This window comes from Kordiimonas sp. (genome assembly GCF_965216265.1).
Taxonomy (GTDB): domain Bacteria; phylum Pseudomonadota; class Alphaproteobacteria; order Sphingomonadales; family Kordiimonadaceae; genus Kordiimonas.
This window is the reverse complement of sequence record NZ_OZ244153.1, coordinates 3671680-3693765: the sequence shown is the minus strand read 5'-3', so window position 1 is coordinate 3693765 and position 22086 is coordinate 3671680. Positions and strand designations below refer to the sequence as shown.

The 22086-nt window shown below is 53.9% G+C and carries 23 protein-coding genes and 2 pseudogenes; 10 read left to right on the top strand and 15 right to left on the bottom strand.

Annotated elements, in window-relative coordinates:
• The first annotated feature begins 14 nt into the window (after positions 1 to 14).
• Positions 15 to 1325 (top strand): amidohydrolase family protein, encoded by a 1311-nt coding sequence (locus ACOOGA_RS17055; RefSeq protein ID WP_417462030.1) that lies wholly within the window; start codon positions 15 to 17, stop codon positions 1323 to 1325.
• A 1-nt stretch (position 1326) separates the two neighbouring features.
• Here ACOOGA_RS17055 and ACOOGA_RS17050 read toward each other — a convergent pair whose 3' ends face one another.
• From ACOOGA_RS17050 to sfsA, 5 genes are all read right to left on the bottom strand, one after another.
• Positions 1327 to 1824, bottom strand: a complete 498-nt coding sequence (locus ACOOGA_RS17050; RefSeq protein WP_417462031.1) for a CYTH domain-containing protein — start codon at positions 1822 to 1824, stop codon at positions 1327 to 1329.
• A gap of 16 nt (positions 1825 to 1840) precedes the next feature.
• On the bottom strand, positions 1841 to 2287 hold the full coding sequence (locus tag ACOOGA_RS17045) for an NUDIX domain-containing protein (RefSeq protein ID WP_417462032.1): 447 nt from the start codon (positions 2285 to 2287) through the stop codon (positions 1841 to 1843).
• A gap of 91 nt (positions 2288 to 2378) precedes the next feature.
• Positions 2379 to 3071, bottom strand: coding sequence for a RadC family protein (gene radC / locus ACOOGA_RS17040; RefSeq protein WP_417462033.1), 693 nt, complete (start codon positions 3069 to 3071; stop codon positions 2379 to 2381).
• 12 nt (positions 3072 to 3083) lie between these two features.
• Positions 3084 to 3914 (bottom strand): type I methionyl aminopeptidase, encoded by an 831-nt coding sequence (gene map / locus ACOOGA_RS17035; protein WP_417462034.1) that lies wholly within the window; start codon positions 3912 to 3914, stop codon positions 3084 to 3086.
• Between the two features lie 54 nt (positions 3915 to 3968).
• Positions 3969 to 4679 (bottom strand): DNA/RNA nuclease SfsA, encoded by a 711-nt coding sequence (gene sfsA, locus ACOOGA_RS17030; RefSeq protein ID WP_417462035.1) that lies wholly within the window; start codon positions 4677 to 4679, stop codon positions 3969 to 3971.
• A gap of 482 nt (positions 4680 to 5161) precedes the next feature.
• On the opposite strand from sfsA, the gene ACOOGA_RS17025 reads away from it, so the two are divergent.
• Entirely contained in the window at positions 5162 to 7351 is a 2190-nt protein-coding gene (locus ACOOGA_RS17025; protein WP_417462036.1) for a TonB-dependent receptor, read from the top strand.
• A gap of 87 nt (positions 7352 to 7438) precedes the next feature.
• On the opposite strand, the gene ACOOGA_RS17020 is transcribed toward ACOOGA_RS17025, so the two are convergent.
• The 4 genes and pseudogenes from ACOOGA_RS17020 to pcaF form a co-directional block, all read right to left on the bottom strand.
• On the bottom strand, positions 7439 to 8221 hold the full coding sequence (locus tag ACOOGA_RS17020; RefSeq protein WP_417462037.1) for an SDR family NAD(P)-dependent oxidoreductase: 783 nt from the start codon (positions 8219 to 8221) through the stop codon (positions 7439 to 7441).
• A gap of 8 nt (positions 8222 to 8229) precedes the next feature.
• A pseudogene (locus ACOOGA_RS17015) lies at positions 8230 to 8466 on the bottom strand (3-hydroxyacyl-CoA dehydrogenase family protein); the annotation flags it as partial.
• 225 nt (positions 8467 to 8691) lie between these two features.
• Positions 8692 to 10308: pseudogene (locus ACOOGA_RS17010) on the bottom strand (3-hydroxyacyl-CoA dehydrogenase NAD-binding domain-containing protein); the annotation flags it as partial.
• 133 nt (positions 10309 to 10441) lie between these two features.
• Positions 10442 to 11647, bottom strand: coding sequence for a 3-oxoadipyl-CoA thiolase (gene pcaF, locus ACOOGA_RS17005; RefSeq protein ID WP_417462038.1), 1206 nt, complete (start codon positions 11645 to 11647; stop codon positions 10442 to 10444).
• 188 nt (positions 11648 to 11835) lie between these two features.
• Between pcaF and ACOOGA_RS17000 the strand changes: the two genes are divergently transcribed.
• Together ACOOGA_RS17000 and ACOOGA_RS16995 are read left to right on the top strand one after the other, a co-directional pair.
• On the top strand, positions 11836 to 12987 hold the full coding sequence (locus ACOOGA_RS17000; protein WP_417462039.1) for an acyl-CoA dehydrogenase family protein: 1152 nt from the start codon (positions 11836 to 11838) through the stop codon (positions 12985 to 12987).
• Positions 12988 to 13153: 166 nt separating this feature from the next.
• The gene (locus tag ACOOGA_RS16995) at positions 13154 to 13582 is read left to right on the top strand and encodes a cupin domain-containing protein (RefSeq protein ID WP_420429062.1); all 429 of its coding nucleotides are present in this window, start codon (positions 13154 to 13156) and stop codon (positions 13580 to 13582) included.
• A 77-nt stretch (positions 13583 to 13659) separates the two neighbouring features.
• Here ACOOGA_RS16995 and ACOOGA_RS16990 read toward each other — a convergent pair whose 3' ends face one another.
• Entirely contained in the window at positions 13660 to 14067 is a 408-nt protein-coding gene (locus ACOOGA_RS16990; RefSeq protein WP_417462041.1) for a TerB family tellurite resistance protein, read from the bottom strand.
• A gap of 465 nt (positions 14068 to 14532) precedes the next feature.
• Between ACOOGA_RS16990 and ACOOGA_RS16985 the strand changes: the two genes are divergently transcribed.
• Both ACOOGA_RS16985 and ACOOGA_RS16980 read left to right on the top strand, forming a co-directional pair.
• Positions 14533 to 15201, top strand: coding sequence for an NUDIX hydrolase (locus ACOOGA_RS16985; RefSeq protein WP_417462042.1), 669 nt, complete (start codon positions 14533 to 14535; stop codon positions 15199 to 15201).
• 72 nt (positions 15202 to 15273) lie between these two features.
• Positions 15274 to 15837 carry a hypothetical protein gene (locus tag ACOOGA_RS16980; protein WP_417462043.1) on the top strand — a complete coding sequence of 188 codons (564 nt, stop codon included), beginning with the start codon at positions 15274 to 15276 and terminating at the stop codon, positions 15835 to 15837.
• 238 nt (positions 15838 to 16075) lie between these two features.
• Here the strand turns inward: ACOOGA_RS16980 and ACOOGA_RS16975 are convergent, their stop codons facing one another.
• Both ACOOGA_RS16975 and ACOOGA_RS16970 read right to left on the bottom strand, forming a co-directional pair.
• Entirely contained in the window at positions 16076 to 16606 is a 531-nt protein-coding gene (locus tag ACOOGA_RS16975) for a hypothetical protein (RefSeq protein ID WP_420429060.1), read from the bottom strand.
• Positions 16607 to 16764: 158 nt separating this feature from the next.
• A complete protein-coding gene (locus ACOOGA_RS16970; RefSeq protein ID WP_417462045.1) occupies positions 16765 to 17529 on the bottom strand; it encodes an Hpt domain-containing protein in 765 nt (254 codons plus the stop codon).
• A gap of 208 nt (positions 17530 to 17737) precedes the next feature.
• Between ACOOGA_RS16970 and rpmG the strand changes: the two genes are divergently transcribed.
• Together rpmG and ACOOGA_RS16960 are read left to right on the top strand one after the other, a co-directional pair.
• Positions 17738 to 17905: a 50S ribosomal protein L33 gene (gene rpmG, locus ACOOGA_RS16965; RefSeq protein WP_020401238.1), complete on the top strand. Its 168-nt coding sequence runs from the start codon at positions 17738 to 17740 to the stop codon at positions 17903 to 17905.
• Positions 17906 to 18053: 148 nt separating this feature from the next.
• Entirely contained in the window at positions 18054 to 18665 is a 612-nt protein-coding gene (locus ACOOGA_RS16960; protein ID WP_420429058.1) for a hypothetical protein, read from the top strand.
• Between the two features lie 63 nt (positions 18666 to 18728).
• Here the strand turns inward: ACOOGA_RS16960 and ACOOGA_RS16955 are convergent, their stop codons facing one another.
• From ACOOGA_RS16955 to ACOOGA_RS16945, 3 genes are all read right to left on the bottom strand, one after another.
• Positions 18729 to 19103 carry a DUF4870 family protein gene (locus tag ACOOGA_RS16955; protein WP_417462047.1) on the bottom strand — a complete coding sequence of 125 codons (375 nt, stop codon included), beginning with the start codon at positions 19101 to 19103 and terminating at the stop codon, positions 18729 to 18731.
• Between the two features lie 79 nt (positions 19104 to 19182).
• Positions 19183 to 20565 carry a PleD family two-component system response regulator gene (locus tag ACOOGA_RS16950; protein WP_417462048.1) on the bottom strand — a complete coding sequence of 461 codons (1383 nt, stop codon included), beginning with the start codon at positions 20563 to 20565 and terminating at the stop codon, positions 19183 to 19185.
• 7 nt (positions 20566 to 20572) lie between these two features.
• Positions 20573 to 20938 (bottom strand): response regulator, encoded by a 366-nt coding sequence (locus ACOOGA_RS16945; protein WP_020401241.1) that lies wholly within the window; start codon positions 20936 to 20938, stop codon positions 20573 to 20575.
• A gap of 229 nt (positions 20939 to 21167) precedes the next feature.
• Here ACOOGA_RS16945 and ACOOGA_RS16940 point away from each other — a divergent pair, with 229 nt between their 5' ends.
• Together ACOOGA_RS16940 and ACOOGA_RS16935 are read left to right on the top strand one after the other, a co-directional pair.
• Complete coding sequence (locus ACOOGA_RS16940) at positions 21168 to 21443, top strand: DUF3572 domain-containing protein (protein WP_417462049.1); 276 nt, start codon at positions 21168 to 21170, stop codon at positions 21441 to 21443.
• Positions 21444 to 21447: 4 nt separating this feature from the next.
• Positions 21448 to 22086 (top strand): hypothetical protein, encoded by a 639-nt coding sequence (locus ACOOGA_RS16935; RefSeq protein ID WP_417462050.1) that lies wholly within the window; start codon positions 21448 to 21450, stop codon positions 22084 to 22086.

Below are 22086 nucleotides of genomic sequence, written 5' to 3'. Positions count from 1 at the left end.
AGGGAGACCCCATCATGCGCGCGCTCATCGGAATAAGTCTTGGCTTGCTGTTTTCACTACAGTGCCATGCGGCAACGATATTTACCAATGTCACCATATTTGACCCGGATACCGGCGAGGCCATTGAGCATGTCGCGGTGCAGGTGGACGGGGGCCGTATTATCGCCATCACCAGTGATGCCGCACCGCGCCCGATGACAGATGACCTGACAATCATTGACGGCACCGACAAATTCCTGATCCCCGGCCTCACGGAAATGCACGGTCACCTGCCGCCTGCCAGTTGGGGCAAAGAGCAGACAGAAGAAACCCTTTTCCTGTATCTTGCAGGCGGAGTGACCACAGTGCGCGGCATGCTGGGTGACCCGGGTCAGTTCGCCATGAGGGACCGTATCAACAGCGGTGAGATTGCTGGCCCCACGCTTTACCTTGCGGCACCCAGCCTGAATGGCAGTTCCGTTAGCTCCGTAGAGGAAGCTGTGGAGAAAACCAAACGATTTGCAGCTGAGGGCTGGGACTTGCAGAAAATCCACCCCGGGCTGACGAGAGCGGAATATGACGCGATGGCCAAAACCGCCAACGACGTTGGCTATCCCTTTGGGGGCCATGTGCCGTCGGACGTAGGTATTGAGCGTGCGCTCAGCGTGGGCCAAATTTCCATCGACCATATGGACGGTTACATCAGTTGGCTTGACGGTGACGACCATGCCCTGACCGAGGAAGAGCTTCAGCGCGCCATTCAGATCACACTTGATAGCGGCACCTGGATTGTGCCAACACAGGCGCTTTTCAACACTTTCTACAGCAGCACAGGCGGCGGCACTGCCCTCACGGACGCTGAGGTTCAAACCCTGCTTGACCGACCAGAAAATGCTTATGTGCCCAAAAGAATGCTCGCACAATGGCACCAGACCGCGCAATCGGCGAGGCCAAGCGCAATGGCCACAAATAACCGGCAGCGGCTTCTAAAGGCTTTTGCTGATGCTGGCGTTAATCTCGCCATGGGCAGCGACGCACCGCAAACCTTCTCGGTGCCCGGCTTTTCTATCTGGCGCGAGATTGAAGTAATGGTGGACGCGGGCCTGACACCTGCTCAAATTCTTGACATTGGCACCAAAGCACCTGGCCGCTATTTCAAGGACAAAGACCAGTTTGGCACCATCACCGTTGGTGCGAGGGCGGACCTTATCCTCCTTGACGCTGACCCCAGCGAGGACGCGCTCAACATCACCAAACAGGCCGGGGTTATGGCCGCCGGGCGCTGGTACAGCCGGGCAGACCTTGACAAGCGTTTATCGACAATCGCTGCCCGCCACGCGAATTAGGTCATCCTATAGACACGGGCTGACAAAACTCTTCAAACGCATCCCGCCACATGGAGATGGGGTGCGTTGCCAGCGTGGAGTTCTGGAAAAGCCGGTCACCAGTTACCTCGCGGGTTACCCAGTCTGGCCGATCAAAAACCTCGTCTTCATCGTCCAGCTCAACCTCAGCCAGCACAAGGCCCTTATTTTCACCCTTGAAGACATCAACGTCCCACACATGCCCGCCAAACTTGACCGCATAACGCTTCTTGATGATGAGCGGGTCAAGGGACTGTGACATCAGCGCGGCCCCTTCTGCTTTGCTGAGCGGGCGTTCAATCTCAACACGCTTTGTGCCCTTGCCGAGCTTGAGCGTGAGGATATAACCGCCCTCAACCTTGCGTACACGCAGGGAACGGCCCTCCGCGCGCATCAAGTAGCCTTGTTCGATAGATTTGAATTTTCTCGGAAGTTTGAGCCGCGCTTTGTCGACGAGGAATTTACGTTCGATCTCGTACAAGATGGACCTTCATTCGCTATAGCTTGCCGAAGCGCGCAAAACAGATATGCAGCGCATTGGCATAACCCGGTGGAATATCCTTGAATTTAAACGTGCCTTTCGCACCTTTAAATTCTGCCCAGTTATGCTCGCTGGATAGTGAAATATTTATGTCGCTCGCCTTTTTTTTCAGACGACCACTGAACACCAGCATGAGCCGGTCCCCGAGTGTGGGGTGATGTTTGACCCAACTGGAGATAAATTCGACCTTCTTGACCTTGAGGCCGGTTTCTTCTTTCACCTCGCGCTTGAGCGCATCAAAAAGGTCCTCACCGGATTCCACCTTGCCGCCGGGCAAATCAAACAGGCCACTGTCTTTACGCATCACCAGCGCCTTGCCGTCGGCTGACATCAGCACGACCTTCGCAGAAATGGGCAGGTCTTCAAGGGTTTCACGGGTTGAATTTACTTGTTCCCAATACATGTATCTCTCAATCGTTAGACGGCGGGGCGCTTTGCCCTACCCCGTATGGTCCGTCCCATATCCGCGGTATTTTAGCGCGGAGTTTTTAAATCTACATTAAGCCAAGCTCTTTAAAAGACGATTGGCCCGTTTTTCCTACAATGATGTGATCATGCACACGAATGCCGATCCTGTCGCAGGTTTCAATGATATTTTTTGTCATTATAACATCAGCCCGGCTTGGTGTCGGGTCGCCTGACGGATGGTTATGAACAAGTATAAGTGCCGTGGCATCAAGTTCAAGCGCACGTCTTACAACTTCGCGCGGATACACCGCTGCTTCATCAATCGTGCCATCACTGAGCACTTCGTCTTTCAGAAGCGCGTTTTTACGGTCGAGAAATAAAACACGGAACTGCTCACGCGGGATATGTGCCATCGCGCCTTGCAGATAATCTGTCACCGCAGACCAGTTGGACATCACAGGCCGTGTGCTGGCACCCGCGAGTGCGAGGCGAAGCGCGGACGCCTGCACGGACTTGATGGCCGCAACCGCGGTATCCCCAAGCCCAGGGGCTGCGCGCAGGCTTTCAACGTCAGCGCTTAAAACACCGGCATAGCTGCCGTACCGCTCGATCAAGCCTTTCGCGAGAGGTTTCACATCCCGCCGCGGAATCGCGAGGAAAAGGATCAGCTCCAACAACTCATAGTCGGCAAGTGCGTCTGCACCGCCCTTCAGGAAACGTTCCCGAAGGCGGGCACGATGCCCGTTCACGTGACTTTGAACCTTGGCTTGATCCCCCATTCAGCCTCCAGCTTATTCGGCGGTGTCATAGGGTGGGCAGAACCACCCTTTTGGTGACTTGGTGAAGACCTCATACCCGTCTTCTGTTACCGCTAAGGTATGCTCAAACTGCATGGAAAGAGTTTTATCGCGAGTAACAGCTGTCCAGCCGTCCGCCAGGATTTTTGAGCCCGGCTTGCCCGCATTTACCATTGGTTCAATGGTGAAAAACATGCCGGGACGCAGCTCAGGCCCTGTGCCGGGGCGACCAAAATGCATCACGCTTGGTTCATCATGGAAAACCCGGCCAATGCCATGCCCGCAGAAGTCTCTCACGACTGAATAGCGGTGTGCTTCCACATGTTGTTGGATTGCATGCCCTATATCGCCAAGGCGCGCGCCGGGCTTCACAGCCTCAATGCCCTTCCACATGGCTTCAAAAGTGACCTGACAAAGCCGTTCAGCCAGCAGCTTTTGCTTGCCCACAAAAAACATGCGGCTGGTATCACCGTACCAACCGTCCAGAATGACAGTCACGTCAATATTCAGGGCGTCCCCGTCCTTGAGTTTCTTGGGGCCCGGGATGCCGTGACAAATTACATGGTTGATTGACGTGCAGATGGACTTTGGAAACCCGCGATAGTTGAGCGGTGCAGGCACAGCGCCGTGATCAAGGATAAATTCGTGGCAAAGCCGGTCCAGTTCTTCGGTGGTGACGCCTGCTTTCACATGTGGCGTGATATAGTCAAGCACCTCAGCGGCGAGCTTGCCAGCCGCGCGCATACCATCAAATGTTTCTGGACCATGGATTTTAATCGCGCCTGTGCGGGTTTCAGGAACATCTAGCGCGTCAACATAGTTCATCTTTCAATCCTTATAGTCTTGCCTGACAGTACCACTATTGGCAGTGTACGAGGCTCAGAGCCGAATGGGAAGTGTTCCGGCAACCTTGATACCATCTGTGGTGAGGTCGCAAGTGTAACACAGTAGCTCCACACCAGCCTTTGCCGCTTCCCCTAACGTCTCGGCATAAACTTTGTCAATATCCGCTGCTGGGGCAAAGACGGTGCAATCGCCGCGTTGCACCAGATACACCATCACGGCACGGTGCCCCTCGGCTACCATATCCATCAGTTCGCGCAGATGTTTGGTGCCCCGCACGGTTACACTATCGGGGAACTGGGCGTCCTCCCCCACCTTGAGGGTGACATTCTTGACCTCAACGTAACATTTCTCAGCCAGGCTGGTGCTGGACGGCCCTTCCAGCAGGATATCAATACGGCTTGCCGCACCATATTTAACCTCCCGTTTTAAGGAAGCGTAGCCGGAAAGCTCAGGGATACCCCCCTGCAGTATGGCTTCCTCAACAATCGCGTTGGGACGGCTGGTATTGATACCCACGAGAGCACCGCCAACCTCCAGCATCTCCCAGCGCCAGTTCAGCTTGGCTTTCGGATTGGTGTTGGGAGAAAGCCAAACCGTGCTGCCCGGCTCTTTGCAGCCAAGCATGGAGCCGGAGTTCGCGCAGTGCGCCACCACAATCTCGCCTGACGGCAGTTCAACGTCCGCCAAAAAGCGCTTATAGCGCTTGATCAGCGTCCCTTTTTGTAATGTCTGTTCAAATTTCATGGCTGCACACTAGCGCTGCACGAAAGCCACAATCAAGCCTTCAGATTAAGCGTCGTGTTTTTGATGCAATCGATTATCTTGACTCGGTAGTCCACTAATGTACGCTGATCTTAGCCCTGCTTAAAATGGGTCAGGTTTCGAGAGAGTTATGAGTGATGGTTTATCCAAAACCATCTCTTTTTTTGCCCGAAACTCGCCTGTAAACACTCGTGAAAACAATGAGAGGAAGCGCAGCGCCTTCGGAAGGGCAAATAGAATCTGTAGGAAATGCCGGTTGCTAAAGTGCAACACTTGTGTGTCCTGCATGCCTATCTGCTTCAAAATAGAGCGGAATTGCGTCGCAAAACTTTGATAGCTATGCAAACTAAAGCTCCGGGCGCCCCCAATATAACAAGGACCGCCAGCCCTCAGATCTGCCGGCCCGGGTGATTCCCATAAATATGACTATAAGAAGCTGCGTACTTCGAATGAGGAAACATACCATGAAAAAAACTTGGTTTAACAATAGCGCGCGCCTTGTTGCAGGCTGCTCTATGCTCGCGCTTTCAGCCGGTGCCTATGCGCAAAGCGCAGACAGCAACTTCATGCTGGAAGAGATTGTCGTAACTGCTCAGAAGCGCGAACAAAGCCTTCAGGATGTTCCGATCTCCGTTTCAGCAATTGCTGGCGACAAAATCAAAGACTTTGCAGCTGGTGGTGAAGACATCCGTCTTCTCTCAAGCCGCGTACCTGGACTGAACGCAGAATCGTCCAACGGTCGTGTTGCTCCGCGCTTCTATATCCGCGGTCTCGGTAACACCGATTTCGATCTTGCTGCTTCCCAGCCTGTTTCAATTGTTGTTGATGACGTTGTTCTTGAAAACGTGATCCTCAAGAGCTTCCCGCTTTTCGATATTGAGCGCGTTGAGGTTCTTCGTGGCCCACAAGGCACGCTGTTCGGTCGCAACACACCGGCTGGTATCGTAAAATTTGATACTCGCAAGCCAAGCCAGGAGCCTGAAGGTTACGTAAGCGCAAGCTACGGCAGCCTCGGCACAGCTTCTATTGAAGCGGCTTACGGCGCAGGCATCAGCGAAAAAGTTTCCGCTCGTATTTCTGGTCTCTATACACGCCGCGACGACTGGATCGACAACGGCTTCAGTGGTGAAGAAAACGCAATGGGCGGCTTCGTTGAAGCTGCGATGCGTGCTCAGGTTCTTATTGAACCAACAGACAACTTTGATGCGCTCCTTAATTTCCATTACCGCTCGCTTGACGGTACGTCTGAAGTTTTCCGTGCGAACATCTTCGATGCAGGCTCACCTGAGCTGAACGAAAACTTTGACCGTGACACGGTGTTCCATGACGACACGCACAACAACACCCAAAGCTACGATAGCTGGGGTGCTTCCGCGAAGCTCGTATGGGACTTCGGTGATGACATGACACTGACATCTGTTAGCGCTTATGAAACCACAAAAGGCTGCGGCATCGGTGATATCGATGGCGGTAACACAGGTGGCCCGGGCGTTGTTCCGTTCCCAAGCACCACGGAAGACTGTATCGATAATCTCGATCAGTTCACTGAGGAGCTACGTTTGTCCGGCCAAGCCAGTGACGCGCTGTTCTACCAGTTCGGTTTCTTCTACTTCGATAGCGACTTCACCATCCGCACCCGTCCGTTCTTCGTGCCAGACTCGACTGTCCGTCACCAGAACCAGACATGGGCGCTTTTTGGTCAGGCAAGCTACGACCTGACTGAGGCGACCACACTGACCGTTGGTATGCGTTATACAGATGACGAGAAAACCGCTGACTCTTACTCAGGTGCTTTTGGTTCAGCGCTTCCAACCGTTAGCCTCGACGGCGACAACCTGAGCTGGGACATCGCTCTCAACCACATCATCAATGATGACCTGTCAGTTTACGCACGTGTTGCCACTGGCTTCCGCGCCCCTACCATTCAGGGTCGTGATGTTGCTTTCTTTGGTGTACCAACAACGGCTAAAGAAGAAACCATCATCTCTTATGAAGCTGGTTTCAAGGCAGACCTCGTTGAAGGCCGCATGCGTTGGAACGGTGCAGCATTCTACTATAACGTAGACGACCTTCAGGTTACCGCTGTTGGTGGTGGCGACAACAACGTTCGCCTCCTCAACCTCGGTCGCGTTGAAGGTTACGGTTTTGAAACAGACCTCGAATTCCTTGTGACAGAAAACTTCACCGTGACCGCAGGCGCGTCCTACGCTCACACCGAAATCTTCGCTAAAGGCGTTCGGGTTCCTGTTTGTGGCACCGGCATGTGTACACCAACAGACCCGCTTGATGCACAGGGCCGCGCCATTGTTCATGGCAACCCGCTGCCACAAGCACCTGATTGGACGTTCAACGTCACTGCTGATTACACGATGCCAATGGGTGACGACGAAGAAGTCTTCCTGTTTGCAGACTGGGCTTACCAAGGCGACACGAACTTCACACTCTATGAAGCTGCAGAGTTCAAGTCGACCGGTACGTTTGAACTTGGCATGCGTGCTGGTTACCGCTGGGCTGATGGCCGCTATGAGGCCGCTGTCTTTGCTCGCAACATCACAAACGAAGCCAACGTTAAAGGCGTGATCGACTTCAACAACCTCACTGGTTTCGTGAACGAGCCACGGGTGTTTGGTGTTGCATTCCGCGCAGACTTCTAAGTCTCAAGGTAAATACTCAAATGAAAACGGGGGCTTTCGCCCCCGTTTTTTTATTCTCTTTTCTTGTAGCTAAGCAGCCAGTCTTGGCTAAGCAAGCCTCACAGAATGTGCACCATCAACAGGCAATGCCACCCCTGTAGTGAAACTTGAAGCCGGGCTTGCCAGCATCAGCATTGCAGGCACAAGTTCCGCCAGTTTTCCTGCACGTTTCGCCGGGCTTTGTGCCAGCATTTGCTGCCCAAGATCACTATCAAGGAAGGCATCGTTGATTTCTGTCTTGAAATACCCGGGGCAAAGAGCGTTTACCCGAATGCCCCAGCGCTGCCACTCAATGGCCATCGCGCGGGTCATCTGCACAACACCCGCCTTGCTGGTCGCATAGGTCAGTTGCTGCGGGCCAACACCAAGGCCAAGGATAGAGGCCGTGTTGATGATCGAGCCACCCTTGCCGTTCTCCAGCATGGCTTTGGCTGCAATCTGGCCCACGCGCCACATACCCTTAAGGTTGGTGTTCATCGTGGCGTCCCAATCCTCTTCGCTATCCTCAAGCGCCCAGTTTGGCCGTGCGATGCCCGCGTTATTGCACACGATTGTCGGCACACCCAATTCGGCTTTGGCCTTCTCGAACGCTGCTTCAATGCTGGCCCGGTCTGTTACATCAAGCGCGACGGCAAGTGTTCTACGCCCGGTAGCTGACGCGATATCATTAGCCAGCGCCTCAATGCGGTCAGCTCGGCGGGCACCAAGCACTACATCTGCGCCAGCGCTTGCCAGCGCCCGGGCAAACTCGGCCCCAATGCCGGAACTTGCGCCCGCAACGAGTGCCACCTGGCCTTCAAGGCCAAAAAGATCATTTATAAAATTGCTCATTTTATTCCTTACCCCGCGTTTTCACGGTCATAGTCTGTAAAGCTTTTCCCGGCTTCCGCCAATTCTTTCAGGAGCGGCGCCGGTTGCCACCAACGCGGCCCGAAGTTTTCCGCGAACTGACAGATACGGGCATAAACTTTCTCGAGCCCGATACTGTCTGCGTAGTGCATTGGTCCACCACGGTATGGCGGATAGCCGTACCCGTTCACGTAAACCACATCGATATCACTGGCGCGGTAGGCTTTGCCCTCGCCCAATATCTTCGCGCCCTCATTGATCAGCGCCATCATGCAACGTTCAACAATATCCTCTGCGGGGATAGACTGGCGCTCAATCCCCAGCTTGGCACTTTCTTCTTCAATGATAGCCATCACGGATGGGTCTGGCTGTGGGGTACGGTCCCCCTCCGCATAGGTGTAAATACCCTTGCCAACTTTCAGGCCCTTGCGGCCTTGTTCCACAAGGCGATCAACCCAGTCATAGGCTTTGGTCTCGTAATTCTCGCGGCCCACGCCCTGCCTGTTAAGGTAACCGATATCAACACCCGCCATGTCTGACATTGTCATTGGCCCCATCGGCATGCCGAAGTTATATAGCGCAGCGTCTACCTCTTCAGGTTTCGCGCCCTCAATCACGGCAAGCGATGCCTCGCGGCCATAGGGTGACAGCATGCGGTTACCGATAAAGCCGTGGCATACGCCAGCAACCACACCAACTTTGCGGATGGTTTTGGCGAGGTCAATACATGTGGCCAGCACGTCAGTTGCTGTTTTATCAGCCCGTACAATCTCAAGAAGCCGCATCACATTGGCTGGCGAAAAGAAATGGAGACCAAGCACATCCTGAGGGCGCTTGGTGCAGGCCGCAATCTCGTTCACATCCAGATACGACGTGTTGGAAGCAAGGATAGCCCCATCTTTTGCCACCCGGTCGAGCTCCGTGAAGACCTTTTTCTTGATCTCCATGGTTTCAAACACAGCTTCAATAATCAGGTCACAATCACCCAGGTCATCATAAGAAAGAGTGCCGGTAAACTGACCCATCAGGCCTTCCACCTGCTCGGCGGTTAGTTTACCCTTGGCGGCTGACCGCTCATAGTTTTTGCGCACAACACCAAGGCCACGATCAAGCGCCTCCTGCTGTACCTCAAGAATAGTGACCGGAATGCCAGCATTCGCGAAATTCATGGCGATGCCACCACCCATTGTGCCAGCACCGATGATGCCAACCTTCTTAATGGCGCGGCGCGGTGTTTCCTTATCAACACCCGGAATGCGGCTGACCTGCCGCTCAGCAAAGAACATATGCTGAAGCGCACGGGACTGCGGGTTCTGGGCACATTCATAAAAAAGCTCACGCTCGCGCTTCAAGCCCTCAGCAAGCGGAAGCTTCACTGCAGCCTCAACACATTGCACACAGCGTTCCGGCGCGAAATAGCCTCGCGTTTGCTTGGCGATTGATTTGCGGAAGCCTGCGAAAAACTCTTCCCCAAACGCACTACCGTCGATCTCAATCTCGCCCGTGCGGCGGGGGCCTTTTTGAATGGCGGCTTCTGCACATGCAATAGCGGCATCCAGAAGGCCATCATCAACAAGCTCGTCCAGAACGCCCCAGCTTTTGGCTTCGTTTACGCTTACGTGCCTACCGCTGATAATGGCATCAAGTGCGTTCGCGGGCCCCGCAATACGTGGCAAACGCTGGGTGCCACCAGCCCCCGGCAATATGCCAAGCTTCACCTCAGGCAAACCAATTTTGGCTGAGGAAAGCGCAACCCGGTAATGGCAGGAAAGCGCCACCTCAAGGCCACCGCCAAGCGCCGTGCCATGGATTGCGGCCACAACCGGCTTTTCCATCGCCTCAATCTCATTCACCACATCCGGCAGATGCGGTTCCTGCATCGGTTTGCCAAACTCACGGATATCAGCACCTGCAATAAAGGTGCGCCCCTCACACGCGATAACAATCGCCTTAACGGCATCATCGGCTGTCAGGGCTTTCATCGCGTCAGACAGCCCCGCCCGAACGCTGTGCGAAAGGGCATTCACCGGTGGGTTATTGACGGTGATGACAGCAATGTCACCACGCATTTCTGTTGATACTGTGCTCATAATTTCCCCTCGTCCTCTTTGGGCGTTAGCATTTCGCCTGCCCAAGGTCTTCTTGTGAGAAAAGTTAGGGCACCGACGCGCTAAAGCCAGAAATCAGATAAAATTTTGCGCCCTAAGCGCGTTCAATCACCATGGCAATGCCCTGCCCCACACCGATACACATGGTGGCGAGGCCGTACCGGCCGCCGGTTTCCTCTAGCTGATGCGCGAGCGTAAGTGCAATGCGCGCGCCAGACATGCCAAGCGGGTGGCCAAGGGCTATCGCCCCGCCATTCGGGTTCACATGCGCCGCATCATCCGGCAAGCCAAGGCCGCGAAGGCACGCAAGCGACTGCGCGGCAAACGCCTCATTCAGCTCAATCACATTCATCTGCTCAAGGGAAAGGCCCAGCCGTTTCAACAGCTTCTGTGTGGCGGGCACAGGGCCGTAACCCATGGTGCGGGGCGGCACGCCAGCACAGACAGCGCCAACAATGCGGGCCATTGGTGTAAGGCCGTGTTTTTTGACCGCAAGCTCGCTCGCCACAATCAGCGCGGCTGCACCGTCATTGGTGCCGGAGGCGTTACCGGCTGTCACCGTGCCTCCTTCCCGAAACGGTGCGCGCAATTTAGCTAGCGCTTCCACCGTGGTGCCGTGGCGAGGGTGCTCATCATGTTCGATGATCAGATCATCGCCTTTACGCTGGGGAATACGAACGGGCGCTATTTCACGAGCAAAGCGCCCAGCCTTTTGCGCTGCCTCAGCCCGCGCCTGAGACAGGCACGCAAAAGCATCCTGATCCTCCCGGCTGATATTCATGTCTGCGGCAAGGTTTTCGGCCGTCTCGGGCATCGAATCGGTGCCATAAGCCGCATTCAGCGCCTTGTTCACAAACCGCCAGCCGATGGTGGTGTCATATATCTCTGCCTGGCGCGAGAAAGCCCCAGTTGCCTTGGGCATCACAAACGGCGCACGGGACATGCTCTCAACCCCGCCGGCGATTGTAAGCTCGGCCTCCCCGGCCATGACAGCTCGCCCGGCCTGGGCGAGCGCTTCAAGGCCTGAGCCGCACAAACGGTTAACCGTCACCGCAGGCACATCAACAGGAAGACCCGCAAGAAGCGCCGCCATACGCCCCACATTACGGTTATCCTCGCCCGCCTGATTGGCACAGCCGTAAAACAGGTCATCCACCAACGCCCAGTCGACACCTGCGTTCCGCTCCATCAACGCCTTTATGGGGTGAGCGGCGAGGTCGTCCGTTCGCACGGCTGAGAGGCCACCGCCATATCGTCCAACCGGCGTCCTGATACCGTCACAAATAAAGGCCGTTTGCATTTAACACTCCCCATAGCTCACATTATTTAAGGGCTAAAATAAATAGCATACCAGAAAATGCCAGTGTCAATTTCAGATAACCGGCGCTCCCTCACGGGAAGTGGAATCAGGTCACCTTCATTGCCTTTTTAATCGCTCGTATTAACTATAGGTCAAAGCCTAAGATGGACTAGGGGAAGGACAAAATAATGGCGCTTGATCAGGATACCCTCAAACAGCTGTGCGAAACGCTTGAGCGTTATGTTCACGACCGGCTTATCCCCGCTGAGCGTGAAGTCGCAGACACGGACAAAATTCCTGATGATATTGTCTCAGAGATCCGTGACCTTGGGCTGTTTTCCCTTTCCATCCCTGAAGAATTTGGCGGCCTTGGCCTCAATATGCAGGAAGAGGTTGAGGTTGCGATGGTGATTGGCGAGGCCGCCCCTGCGTTTCGATCCATCTTTGGCACCAACGTAGGCATTGGCTCACAAGCAATTGTGCTTGACGGCACACCTGAGCAAAAGGCCACCTATCTGCCAAAGCTCGCGTCCGGTGAGCTTATTGGCTCCTTCTGCTTAACGGAGCCCGAAGCAGGATCTGATGCCGGATCACTGCGCACCACAGCGAAGCGTGACGATGAGGATTATATCCTGAACGGCACCAAACGTTTCATCACCAATGCTCCCTATGCTGGCCTTTTTACCGTCATGGCGCGCACTGATCTCGAGAGCAACGACGCGCGCGGGGTTTCAGCTTTTCTGGTTGAGGCGGGTACGCCCGGCCTGCGCATCGGCAAACCTGAGAAAAAAATGGGCCAGCAAGGTGCGCCGGTTGCTGACGTGATCTTTGAAGATTGCCGGGTGCCCGCAGTGAATATCATTGGTGGACGCGAGAATATGGGCTTCCGCACCGCCATGAAGGTGCTTGATAAAGGCAGGCTGCATATCTCAGCCGTTTGCACCGGGCTTGCCAAACGCGTGCTGCGCGACACCGTGCGCTATGCCAAGGAACGGAAGCAGTTCGGCAACGCCATCTCTGATTTCCAGCTCATTCAAGCCATGATTGCCGATAGCCAGATGGAGATATATGCGGCTGAGTGCATGATCCGCGACGCCGCAAAAGCGCGGGATTCTGGCGAAGACACCAAACGCAAGGCCTCATGCACAAAACTGTTTGCCTCAGAAATGGTGGGGCGGGTGGTTGACCGGGCCGTGCAGATATACGGCGGTGCAGGATACATCGCAGACTATGGCATTGAGCAGTTGTACCGCGACGCACGCCTGTTCCGCATTTATGAGGGCACCAGCCAGATACAGCAGCTTATCATCGCCAAAGATGTCATCGCGGCCACAGACTAGGGAGCAACCGGGTAGCCTTATCGCCACAACACAGCCGCATATTTTGTGATCACATTTCTGCCGATAGTTTGATATGATACATCCAACGCAAAACCAGAGCCTTGAAGGTTTATGGTCAAACATAACAGGGAGCGCCAATCATATGCGGTATCTAAGCCTTATTTTTGTGATCAGTATCCTATTCAGTTCAGCTGCTTTTGCAGATAAAAACGATCACGCCCATCCCAAAAAAATCTCCAAGGATCAGATTGCAGGTCAGTTTTTCTCCGATCACGAACCGCTTGTGCAAGAGCATGAAAGCGAGATCGGCACCTACCAGACACAGGACATCGAGAACTTCCTCTCTGCCGACAAGAAGTTCGATAGTGGCATGTACCGCTCCGGCCCCGTGCGCATGACAATCGATCACTACGGTGTTGATGAATTTATGTATTTTGTTGAGGGCGGCGTAACACTGACCTCCGCCGACGGCACCGTGACCGAGATCGGCCCAGGCGACGCCGTCACTATCGGTCGTGACTGGAAAGGCGTTTGGGATTCAAAAGGTTACATGAAGATTTATGTGATCTATTCCGCTGATGAACCGCTCGAGTAACAAGAGCACCAAGCAATAAAAAAGGCGGGGAAATCCCCGCCTTTTTCTCCCCTGATAGGGAATATTCTCTAGGCTGGTTAATCAATAACCCCGGCGCAATCAGCGTGGGACATGCCCAGCGACGCCGCAACACTATTAAAGAACTCAACCTCAAACGGGCTGACTTTACCGTCTACCTTGATCACTTCCGCGAGCGCACCCACGATCATCTTGCTGTCTTCAGCGCCGATCTTGGAACTCACTTTGGAAAGGTAACGCTCAAGCGTTGCTTCATTGTAGAGGTCAGAAAGAGCTGCAACACGAATGTCCTTTTCGCTCACTTCGTCACCCGTACGGTCCTTGATGATGCCCTGAACAGTAGCAATCTCAATCCCCGAAATATTGGTATCAGCGTTGGTTGCGCGTGACAGCGCCATCAAAAGCGCCTCGCGTACCAACTGTTTCTTGCCTTCAGCGTCGAGCTCTTTGCCCCGAAAAAGGTTCATAATATTTTCTAGTTGTGCGAGCGGCATATTACCCTTCCCCTCATCAAATCTTGGATACAGTATAGTATAGGATAAACGTTCTGGCAGATACCAACCCAAATTTGCGCCGGGGTCAAGGTCGGAAACAGGTTTCTTTTCAAAACGGCCAAGTACAGGCTCGTTTCAATCCTTCTCTGCCAAACAAATGTACCCGACACCAGTAAGCTGGCGCGCTGTCAAATTCTACCGCTACTTCAAAGACAAGCGGCGAAATTGATAAAATTTTAAATAAATCCGGGACAAGAGACCCTTTCCACAAACAAAAAAGCCGCAACTTTCCCTATTATTTCAAAACTAGACAAACAAAATTGGACATTGATCCAGAAAGTCTGATAGTAGTTTCGCAGTCGAACTTGCAAGGGGGTCGCAAGCTTGAAGATGAGAGCCCAATTAACCTAATAAACGTAAGAAAAACACGAAATAGGTATGACTTACACATATCAATATCCCCATCCTGCGGTCACCACCGATATTGTCATTTTTTCCGTGAGAGAAAATGCATTACAGCTATTGCTGATCAAACGTGGCGGTGAACCCTATAAAGGATCATGGGCTTTGCCCGGCGGTTTTGTAAAGCTGGACGAAAGCGTGGACGCCTGCGCGAAGCGTGAGCTTGCAGAAGAAGCTGGCCTTCAGGATGTATATCTTGAGCAGCTTTACACCTTTGGCAAGGTGGATCGTGACCCGCGCGAACGCGTAATAAGCGTTGCTTATTATACACTTACGCCGTCTGAGCATCTGCTACCTGAAGCAGGAACGGACGCGGCCGAAGTGGCTTGGTTCCCGATCTCCGAACTGCCGGAACTGGCATTCGACCATACGGAAATCATCAATGTGGCTCGTAAACGCTTGGCCGCAAAGATGGAATATTCCACCATCGGCCTGCAATTTATGGCAGAGGAATTCACCCTGTCGCAGCTTCAGATCGTTTATGAGCAGGCTACGGGCAAAGAACTCGACAAACGCAACTTCCGCAAATGGATTCTCTCGCTGGACCTGATCAAGGAAACCGGCAAGAAATACGCGGCCGGCGCACACCGCCCTGCCATGCTTTACAGCATCAAAGACCGCGACAGCGTTGAAATCATTCGCTAAGGCGCTAGCAACCGCTTGCGCCCCGGCGTCCCCCTTCCTATGTTCATAAGAGCGATAAAAACGGGGTGACGCGTGAAAAAGAAGCTACCGGAAATCATGGAAGACATGCGCCAGGCCCTGCTTGGACGCAAGAAAGACCACAGCTGGGGTACAAGCGCCAGCGACGCCTATTCCGCCACCATGGACGGCATAAAAGGCTTTAGTTCTGATACACTTAGCAAAACCGCAGAGCGCTTCAACGAGGCCCTGCCCTATATTGAGCGCGCGGGCTATGACGTAACCGAAATTGAAGTCGGGCTCGGCCTTTCCCCCAAAGTGGTGCCGCACCTGCGCCTGAGGGAGCTGATCAGCGACGACGAGGAACGCGCACTGCTGTTTGAAACCCGCGAAAAAAAGCTGATCAACACCATCCTCAACTCGCTCTTCCGCGCCAGTGGCACCCGTAAGAACCTGAAATTCAACAAGTTTCACTTCACAGACATTGAGCTTGAGCTCAGCATCCTGCCCACCGTTGTGCTGAAGTTTAAACCCAACGCCGCCCACCAGCCGGTGCCTGATATCGAAGAAGAGGTCGAGGGTGACCCGCTTGCGCTCGCCGCCCCTGGGGATGATCAGACGGGCAATACAGACATCTGAGCGGCATCTGAGTGGCATCTGAGTGGCGCTGAACGGCATCTGAGCCGCCACCAATCGCCCCACATCTGTAGGCAAAAGTGTGACGGTTTCTGTGGCGCGGGTGTGGCGGTGATTTTCCCCGCCTTTTTCAGCGCAACCGCTTGATAAGCATCATGAAAAATGCCCCAACACCATCTCTGGCACTGGGGCATTTAAAATGTCTCACTGGTGTGGCGCATTCGCGCCCAACCAATATGGCTTATTTTGCAGCAGTCCGCGAAAAGCGTTTGCTGATTTCCTGTGAACGCTCAAGCGCCATGTAGCTATCGAACAGAAGTTCCATGCCTGCCACGGTTGTTGCTTCAGCTTCCAGGTCTGCTTCTGCCCCTGCACCAGCAGCCGGAGCCACGTCGGAGAGAACATCACCAGACATCGCATCAAGCGCATCGCTAAACTGGCTCTGCACATTTGCGAAAATACGATTGCTTTCCGCTACACCGGCTTGAAGAGCAGCAAGCTCGTCACCCGTTGCACCATCATCAATCGCGCCCTGGAAACAGGTGTGTGAACGCTCCGCAGCATCCATCACCTCTTTAAAGGCCATTGTCGTTTCAACGATACGCTTTTCCGGTGTCAGGCCCTCAGCACCCTCAACCGTTGGCATGCCCGCGCTATAGTCAGACATGGGCGCCAAACATGCGCTCGCTTCAGATTCGTCAGCGGCAGAAACTGCACCAAAAGATACAGCTGTCATTGCCAAACCGGCGATCAAAGTAATTTGCGGTTTCATTACACTTCCCTCTATCAAATACCGCCCCACAACAGCTTGAGACTGCCGCATTTTAAAATTAAATGCAATTTTACTTTAATTATAGGCATTAGAGGTGGCAGAGCGTTGCACGAAAGCAACGCAAGCAAGGGAAGAGATTTCGGTGTCAAGAATGCGCGCTAGAGGATGCCCAGCTCAACAAAAACATCCGCCACGTCATCGGCGAAATTGGCGCCTTTCCTAAGCACAGGCACGCTTTCCGGCAGGTCCTTGAACTTTTCTTTCTGGCTTGTGGCAATCAGCGCCACGGGGATATCTCGCGTTGTTGGCATGGCCTTCAAGGCACACGCCAGGTCAATGCCTGAAAGCTCCGGCATCACGCGCGAGACGATCACCGCATCCGGCCGCATGGAGGGAATCAGTTGAATAGCATCCATGGTGGAAGCCACGTTGATCATGCGGTAACCGCATTCCAGTAGCTCGCGGGTGACAATCTTGGTCGCCGTGCCCGGCTCCATCACCAGCATCACCTCAATGTCCGTTACCGTCACGTCACCAACGTTGAAGCCGCCCTTGTTGGGCAGCTTGCGCATCAGCTGCGAGATATCAATCTCGCGCCCGTTGATGAAGGCATCAAGGCATTCGGCCATACGGTCTGCATAAAAGTGGATATCGCGGCACGATTCGGGCGTCAGCTCCGACATATTGAAGAAATAATCCTCAAACCGGTGGCACATCACCTTCAGCGCTTTCATCTCAAAGCTGGCCGCCACGGTTTTCAGGGAATGCGCCTCAAGGCGAATGGTCGCCAGCGCATGCTCACCCAGCACACGGCCTGCCTGATATTCGCTCACCGCTTCATTCAGGTTATGAAGCCGGTCCTCAACCGTATCAATGGCTTCGGTGCGTAATTCTTCAACAAGGTTATTATCTAGTGTCGACATCGTCTGCCCTTAATGACTTCGCTACATATGTTTTGGCACAGAAATGGTTACCCGAGCGTTAGCATTTCCTGAATGTTTTCCCAAGGGCCAGAAAAATATTATATGATTTGCCAAACAGCGCTTGACTTATGGGGGGTGATCAGTATTTTGCGCCCACTGAGCGGTTGCATGAGGCAGCCGGCAACACTGTTTTCTTGGAGTGAATAAGATGGCTAAGCCGTCCAGCATCAAAATCAAGCTGGTTAGCACCGCGGATACCGGCTACTTCTACGTGACCAAGAAGAATCCGCGCACGATGACCGAGAAAATGGTCCTGCGCAAGTACGACCCGGTTGTTCGTAAGCACGTAGAATTCAAGGAAGCCAAGATTAAATAATCTAGGTTTTCCGACAAGTATTAGAGAAACGCCGCGCCTTCACGGGCTGCGGCGTTTTTTATATTGGATGATGACTTCAAGCCGCAATGAAATGTATGCTGCCCCCAATCACTTCGAAAGACATCACAATACGTGGGGAGGATGGCAGGTGGTGGATTGGTTTAAACGTGCAATACGTTTGCATTTGGGCGCCAGTTTGGCATTAGCCACCCTCCTTGGTCTTGTTATTGGGCTAGTATTGTCGGAACGGCCGCCGCTGGATTGGACAAAATGGAGCGTAATTGGGCAATGGGCAAATGTGGTCGTACTAATATTTGTGGCCTGGATTGGCGCAACCCTTCCACAGAGACTAGCCCGCCAACAGCGCATTGCAGAACTAGGTCCGTTAGCTGATGAACTTTCGCTCGAACTGGAAGAGTTGTTAAAAGAATCTAACAACATCGCTGCATGGCGCGAGCAGGCCAATTACCCCACTCCAGACTGGATGGTCTTTGAGCGAACAAAGATTGACGAACTAGCAGAGAACTTTAGCTCAGACGCTCCATACCTTCAGCACCTTGTCCGACAAGCACACGACAGTTTCATAAATAAAATGTTCTATATGCTCACAGTGGACATTGGCACCGGCGAAGATTTCGTGGTGGACCGCAACAAGGTTGAATGGCGAAACATCACCCATTACAGGAAAATAGCGCACATTAAAGCCAATTCCGCATTAAACTACCTGCGCAGAGAATATGGCATTTCTGACAACGAATAGAACCTAAGTATTGGCGCCGCTTGCTATCGTCAACTTCACCTCACGATGCAATGTTCTCCTACCTCACCAAAGCATGGTCTGTGGATCATCAACCGGCTCATTGTTAATAGCAAGCATCAGGCCCTTCACCACCCTGATCACGGTCCAGAGCGCCCACCACGCAAGGATAAGGTAGCCGATGAGTACAAGCGAGAGGATGCCGCCCACAATGATGGTGGCGAGGCCAAGCCAAAAGGTACGCACCTGATAGTCAAAGTGCGTGCGCCAGACGGGGTCGTGTGTGGCTTTTGAATGCGCCATGGCCACGCCCACAACGGCGGTGATGCCGGCTGCGAAGCCAACCAGATACAGAACATAGATGATAATGGCGGTGGTGCGGTCTTTATCTTCCGCCGGGCTTCTTGGGCCATTTCCCGGCCCCATGTCATAGTCGCTCATTGTGTTCCCCCACATGAAATGAATTGAAAGTAACTCGGAACACAGATGTTTAGGCTACTGTTTAGGCGATCAGCGCCGCTCAGGCGCTTTCCTGCCCCGCGATGATCACACGGTTGCGGCCACCCGACTTGGCGGCGTAGAGCGCCTTGTCTGCCGCGTCAAGCAGGGCTGCCGGGTTGTGCATGGCCCCGCTTGTTGCCACCCCGATGGAAACCGATATCTGCACCGGGCCGTCTGGCGCGCCCACATCAAACGGGTTTTCCGCCACTTCCTGGCGCAACCGGTCCCCGATCATGAAGGCCCAGTCGGTTGGTGTTTCAGGCATCATCACCACAAATTCTTCACCGCCGTAGCGCGCCGCCAAATCCACCCCGCGGATATTTTTGGCGATACGGTTGGCAAACTCCTTCAGCACCAGATCACCCACCGCGTGGCCGTAGGTGTCGTTCACCTTCTTGAAGTGGTCGATATCCATCATCAGAACAGAAAGCGGCTTGCCGGAGCTTTGTGCCGCCTGCAGGCGCGTTTCAAGGTGGCTGGTAAGATAGTGCCGGTTATAAAGCCCGGTGACAGCGTCCGTGGTGGCAAGCTGCATGGAAAGGTGGAAGTTTTCCCATAGTTTGTCGGCGTAGCGCTTGCGCTTAAGCTGGGTTTTCACCCGCGCGAGAAATTCCATGCGGTCAACCGGGCGCACTACATAGTCGTTCACGCCCATCTCAAGCGCGCGTACCAGCAGTTTGGTATTGCCGTCATCCACCATCACAAGGATGGGCACATGGCGGGTTTCCTCAAACGAGCGGAGCTTGGAGCAGACCCGAAGGCCGTCTGTGTTACGCATGGTGAGCGACACGATGATCAGGTCGAAGTTTTTCTCCCGCGCGCGGTCTGCCGCGTCTTCCCCGCCGTTCATGAAGGTGAGGTCACCCACACCGTCAAGCGCGCGGGCGATGCGTTCCATCACCCGTTCCTGCTCATCCACAATAAGGATGGCGCCGTCTGTTGGCACGGCAGTATCGAACGGTATTTCTTCTTCATTTTCCCAGCCAAGGCTTGCGCCTGTGGTTTCGCGGTTTCTCAGCTCGTCCATCATCACCTTGAGACGCACAAGCGAGCGCACCCGCGCGAAAAGCGCGAGGTCTTGTACCGGTTTGGTAAGGAAATCATCCGCGCCAGCCTCAAGCCCGGCCACACGGTCGGACGGCTGGTCAAGCGCTGTGACCATCACAACGGGAATATGGGCGGTGGCGCTGTCTGCCTTGATACGGCGACAGACCTCAAAGCCGTCCATGCCGGGCATCATCACGTCCAGCAGGATAATATCAGGGTGTTCGCGGCTGATAACGTCCAACGCTTCAGGCCCGCTAAACGCGGTCAGAACGTCGAAATACTCACTCGTGAGCTTAGCTTCGAGCAGCTTGACGTTCGGCGGAACATCATCAACTACCAGCACCCGCGCTGTCATCGGATTCCTATCCTACGAACTGTTTTACTGTCTCAAGGAAATGCCCAACTGAAATGGGCTTTGCGATATAGGCCTCGCAGCCCCCTTCCCTGATTTTTTCCTCGTCGCCCTTCATGGCAAAAGCCGTGACCGCAACAACAGGAATTTTGCGCAGGTCTTCGTCCTCCTTGAGCCATTTGGTGACTTCAAGGCCAGAGACCTCCGGAAGCTGAATATCCATCAGAATGAGATCCGGATTATGTTCGCGTGCAAGGTCAAGTGCAGCCATGCCATCACGCGTTTGGATTGTCTCATAATCATGAGCTTCCAAAAGGTCGCAAAACAACTTCATATTCAGCTCGTTGTCTTCGACGATCAGGATCTTCTTACCCATACGCTTCCCCTAGCTCCTTATCGCTGGAGCAACTGTTTACCCTTAGCGGCAAATAATAGGCGTGGTTCTTATCAAAAGACAAGCCCGCTAAGGTATTTAAATAGAATTTTCGGTGGCGGTTCGATCATTGTGACAAAAAAGCCATTTCATGTCTTGCTCAGCCTAACAATCGCATGGGAAAGTTAACTAAATACAAAAGACAAGTTAGAATATTTGGCGAGAGAATTTCATGACAGTTGACTTTGCACAGGCTATCGCACTTCGCGCTGCCGCGTTTATTTTCTCTGAAGATGAGCTGCGGGACAGGTTTATCGCCCTTTCAGGCGTGGGGGTTGATGACATTCGCGCCCGCATTGAAGACCAGGCCTTCCTTGCTTCACTTCTCGAATTTTTGATGGGCCATGAGCCCGACCTGATGGCATTCTCTTCCTATTCGGAAGAAAAGCCCGAGACCATCGTGAAAGCCTGGCGGGCTTTAGGTGGTGGTGAAGGGCAGGAATGGTAGGCAAGTGGACGCAGCAACCTTCAGCGCGCAGATAAACCCTTCAAGGCCGCTTCTTCTTTTGGATGCGGACGAGGTTTTGCTGCGCTTTGTTGAACACCTTGAAGCTTACCTGCCCTCGCGTGGGCATGAGCTTCGGCTCACAAGCTTCCAGCTTGGCGGCAATATCTTTGACCTGAGCACCGAAAAGCGTGCGGAAGGCGCGGTAGTGAAAGCCCTGATTGCCGGTTTTTTTGACGACTGCACCCATGATGTGCCGCTGGTGGACGGCGCGCGCGAAGCGCTGGATAGCCTGAAAGCGCACTATGATATCGCCGTGCTCTCCAACGTGCCGGACCGGTGCCGGGACGCCCGCGCCACCAACCTGCGTGGCCACGGGCTTGATGTACCGGTGATTGCCAACCGGGGCGAAAAAGGCCCGGTAGCTGCCATGCTGGCCAGTGCCACGCGCAAGACCGTGGTGTTTGTGGATGACCTGCCACCACAGCATGCCTCAGTGGCCGAGCACGCGCCCGATGTTCACCGCGTGCACTTCATTGCCGACCCGCGCCTTGGGCCGATGCTTGAAAAAGCAGAGCACGCCCATGTGCGCATTGATGACTGGCCCACGCTTGAGCGCCACCTCATCACCCTCCTGGAAGGTTAG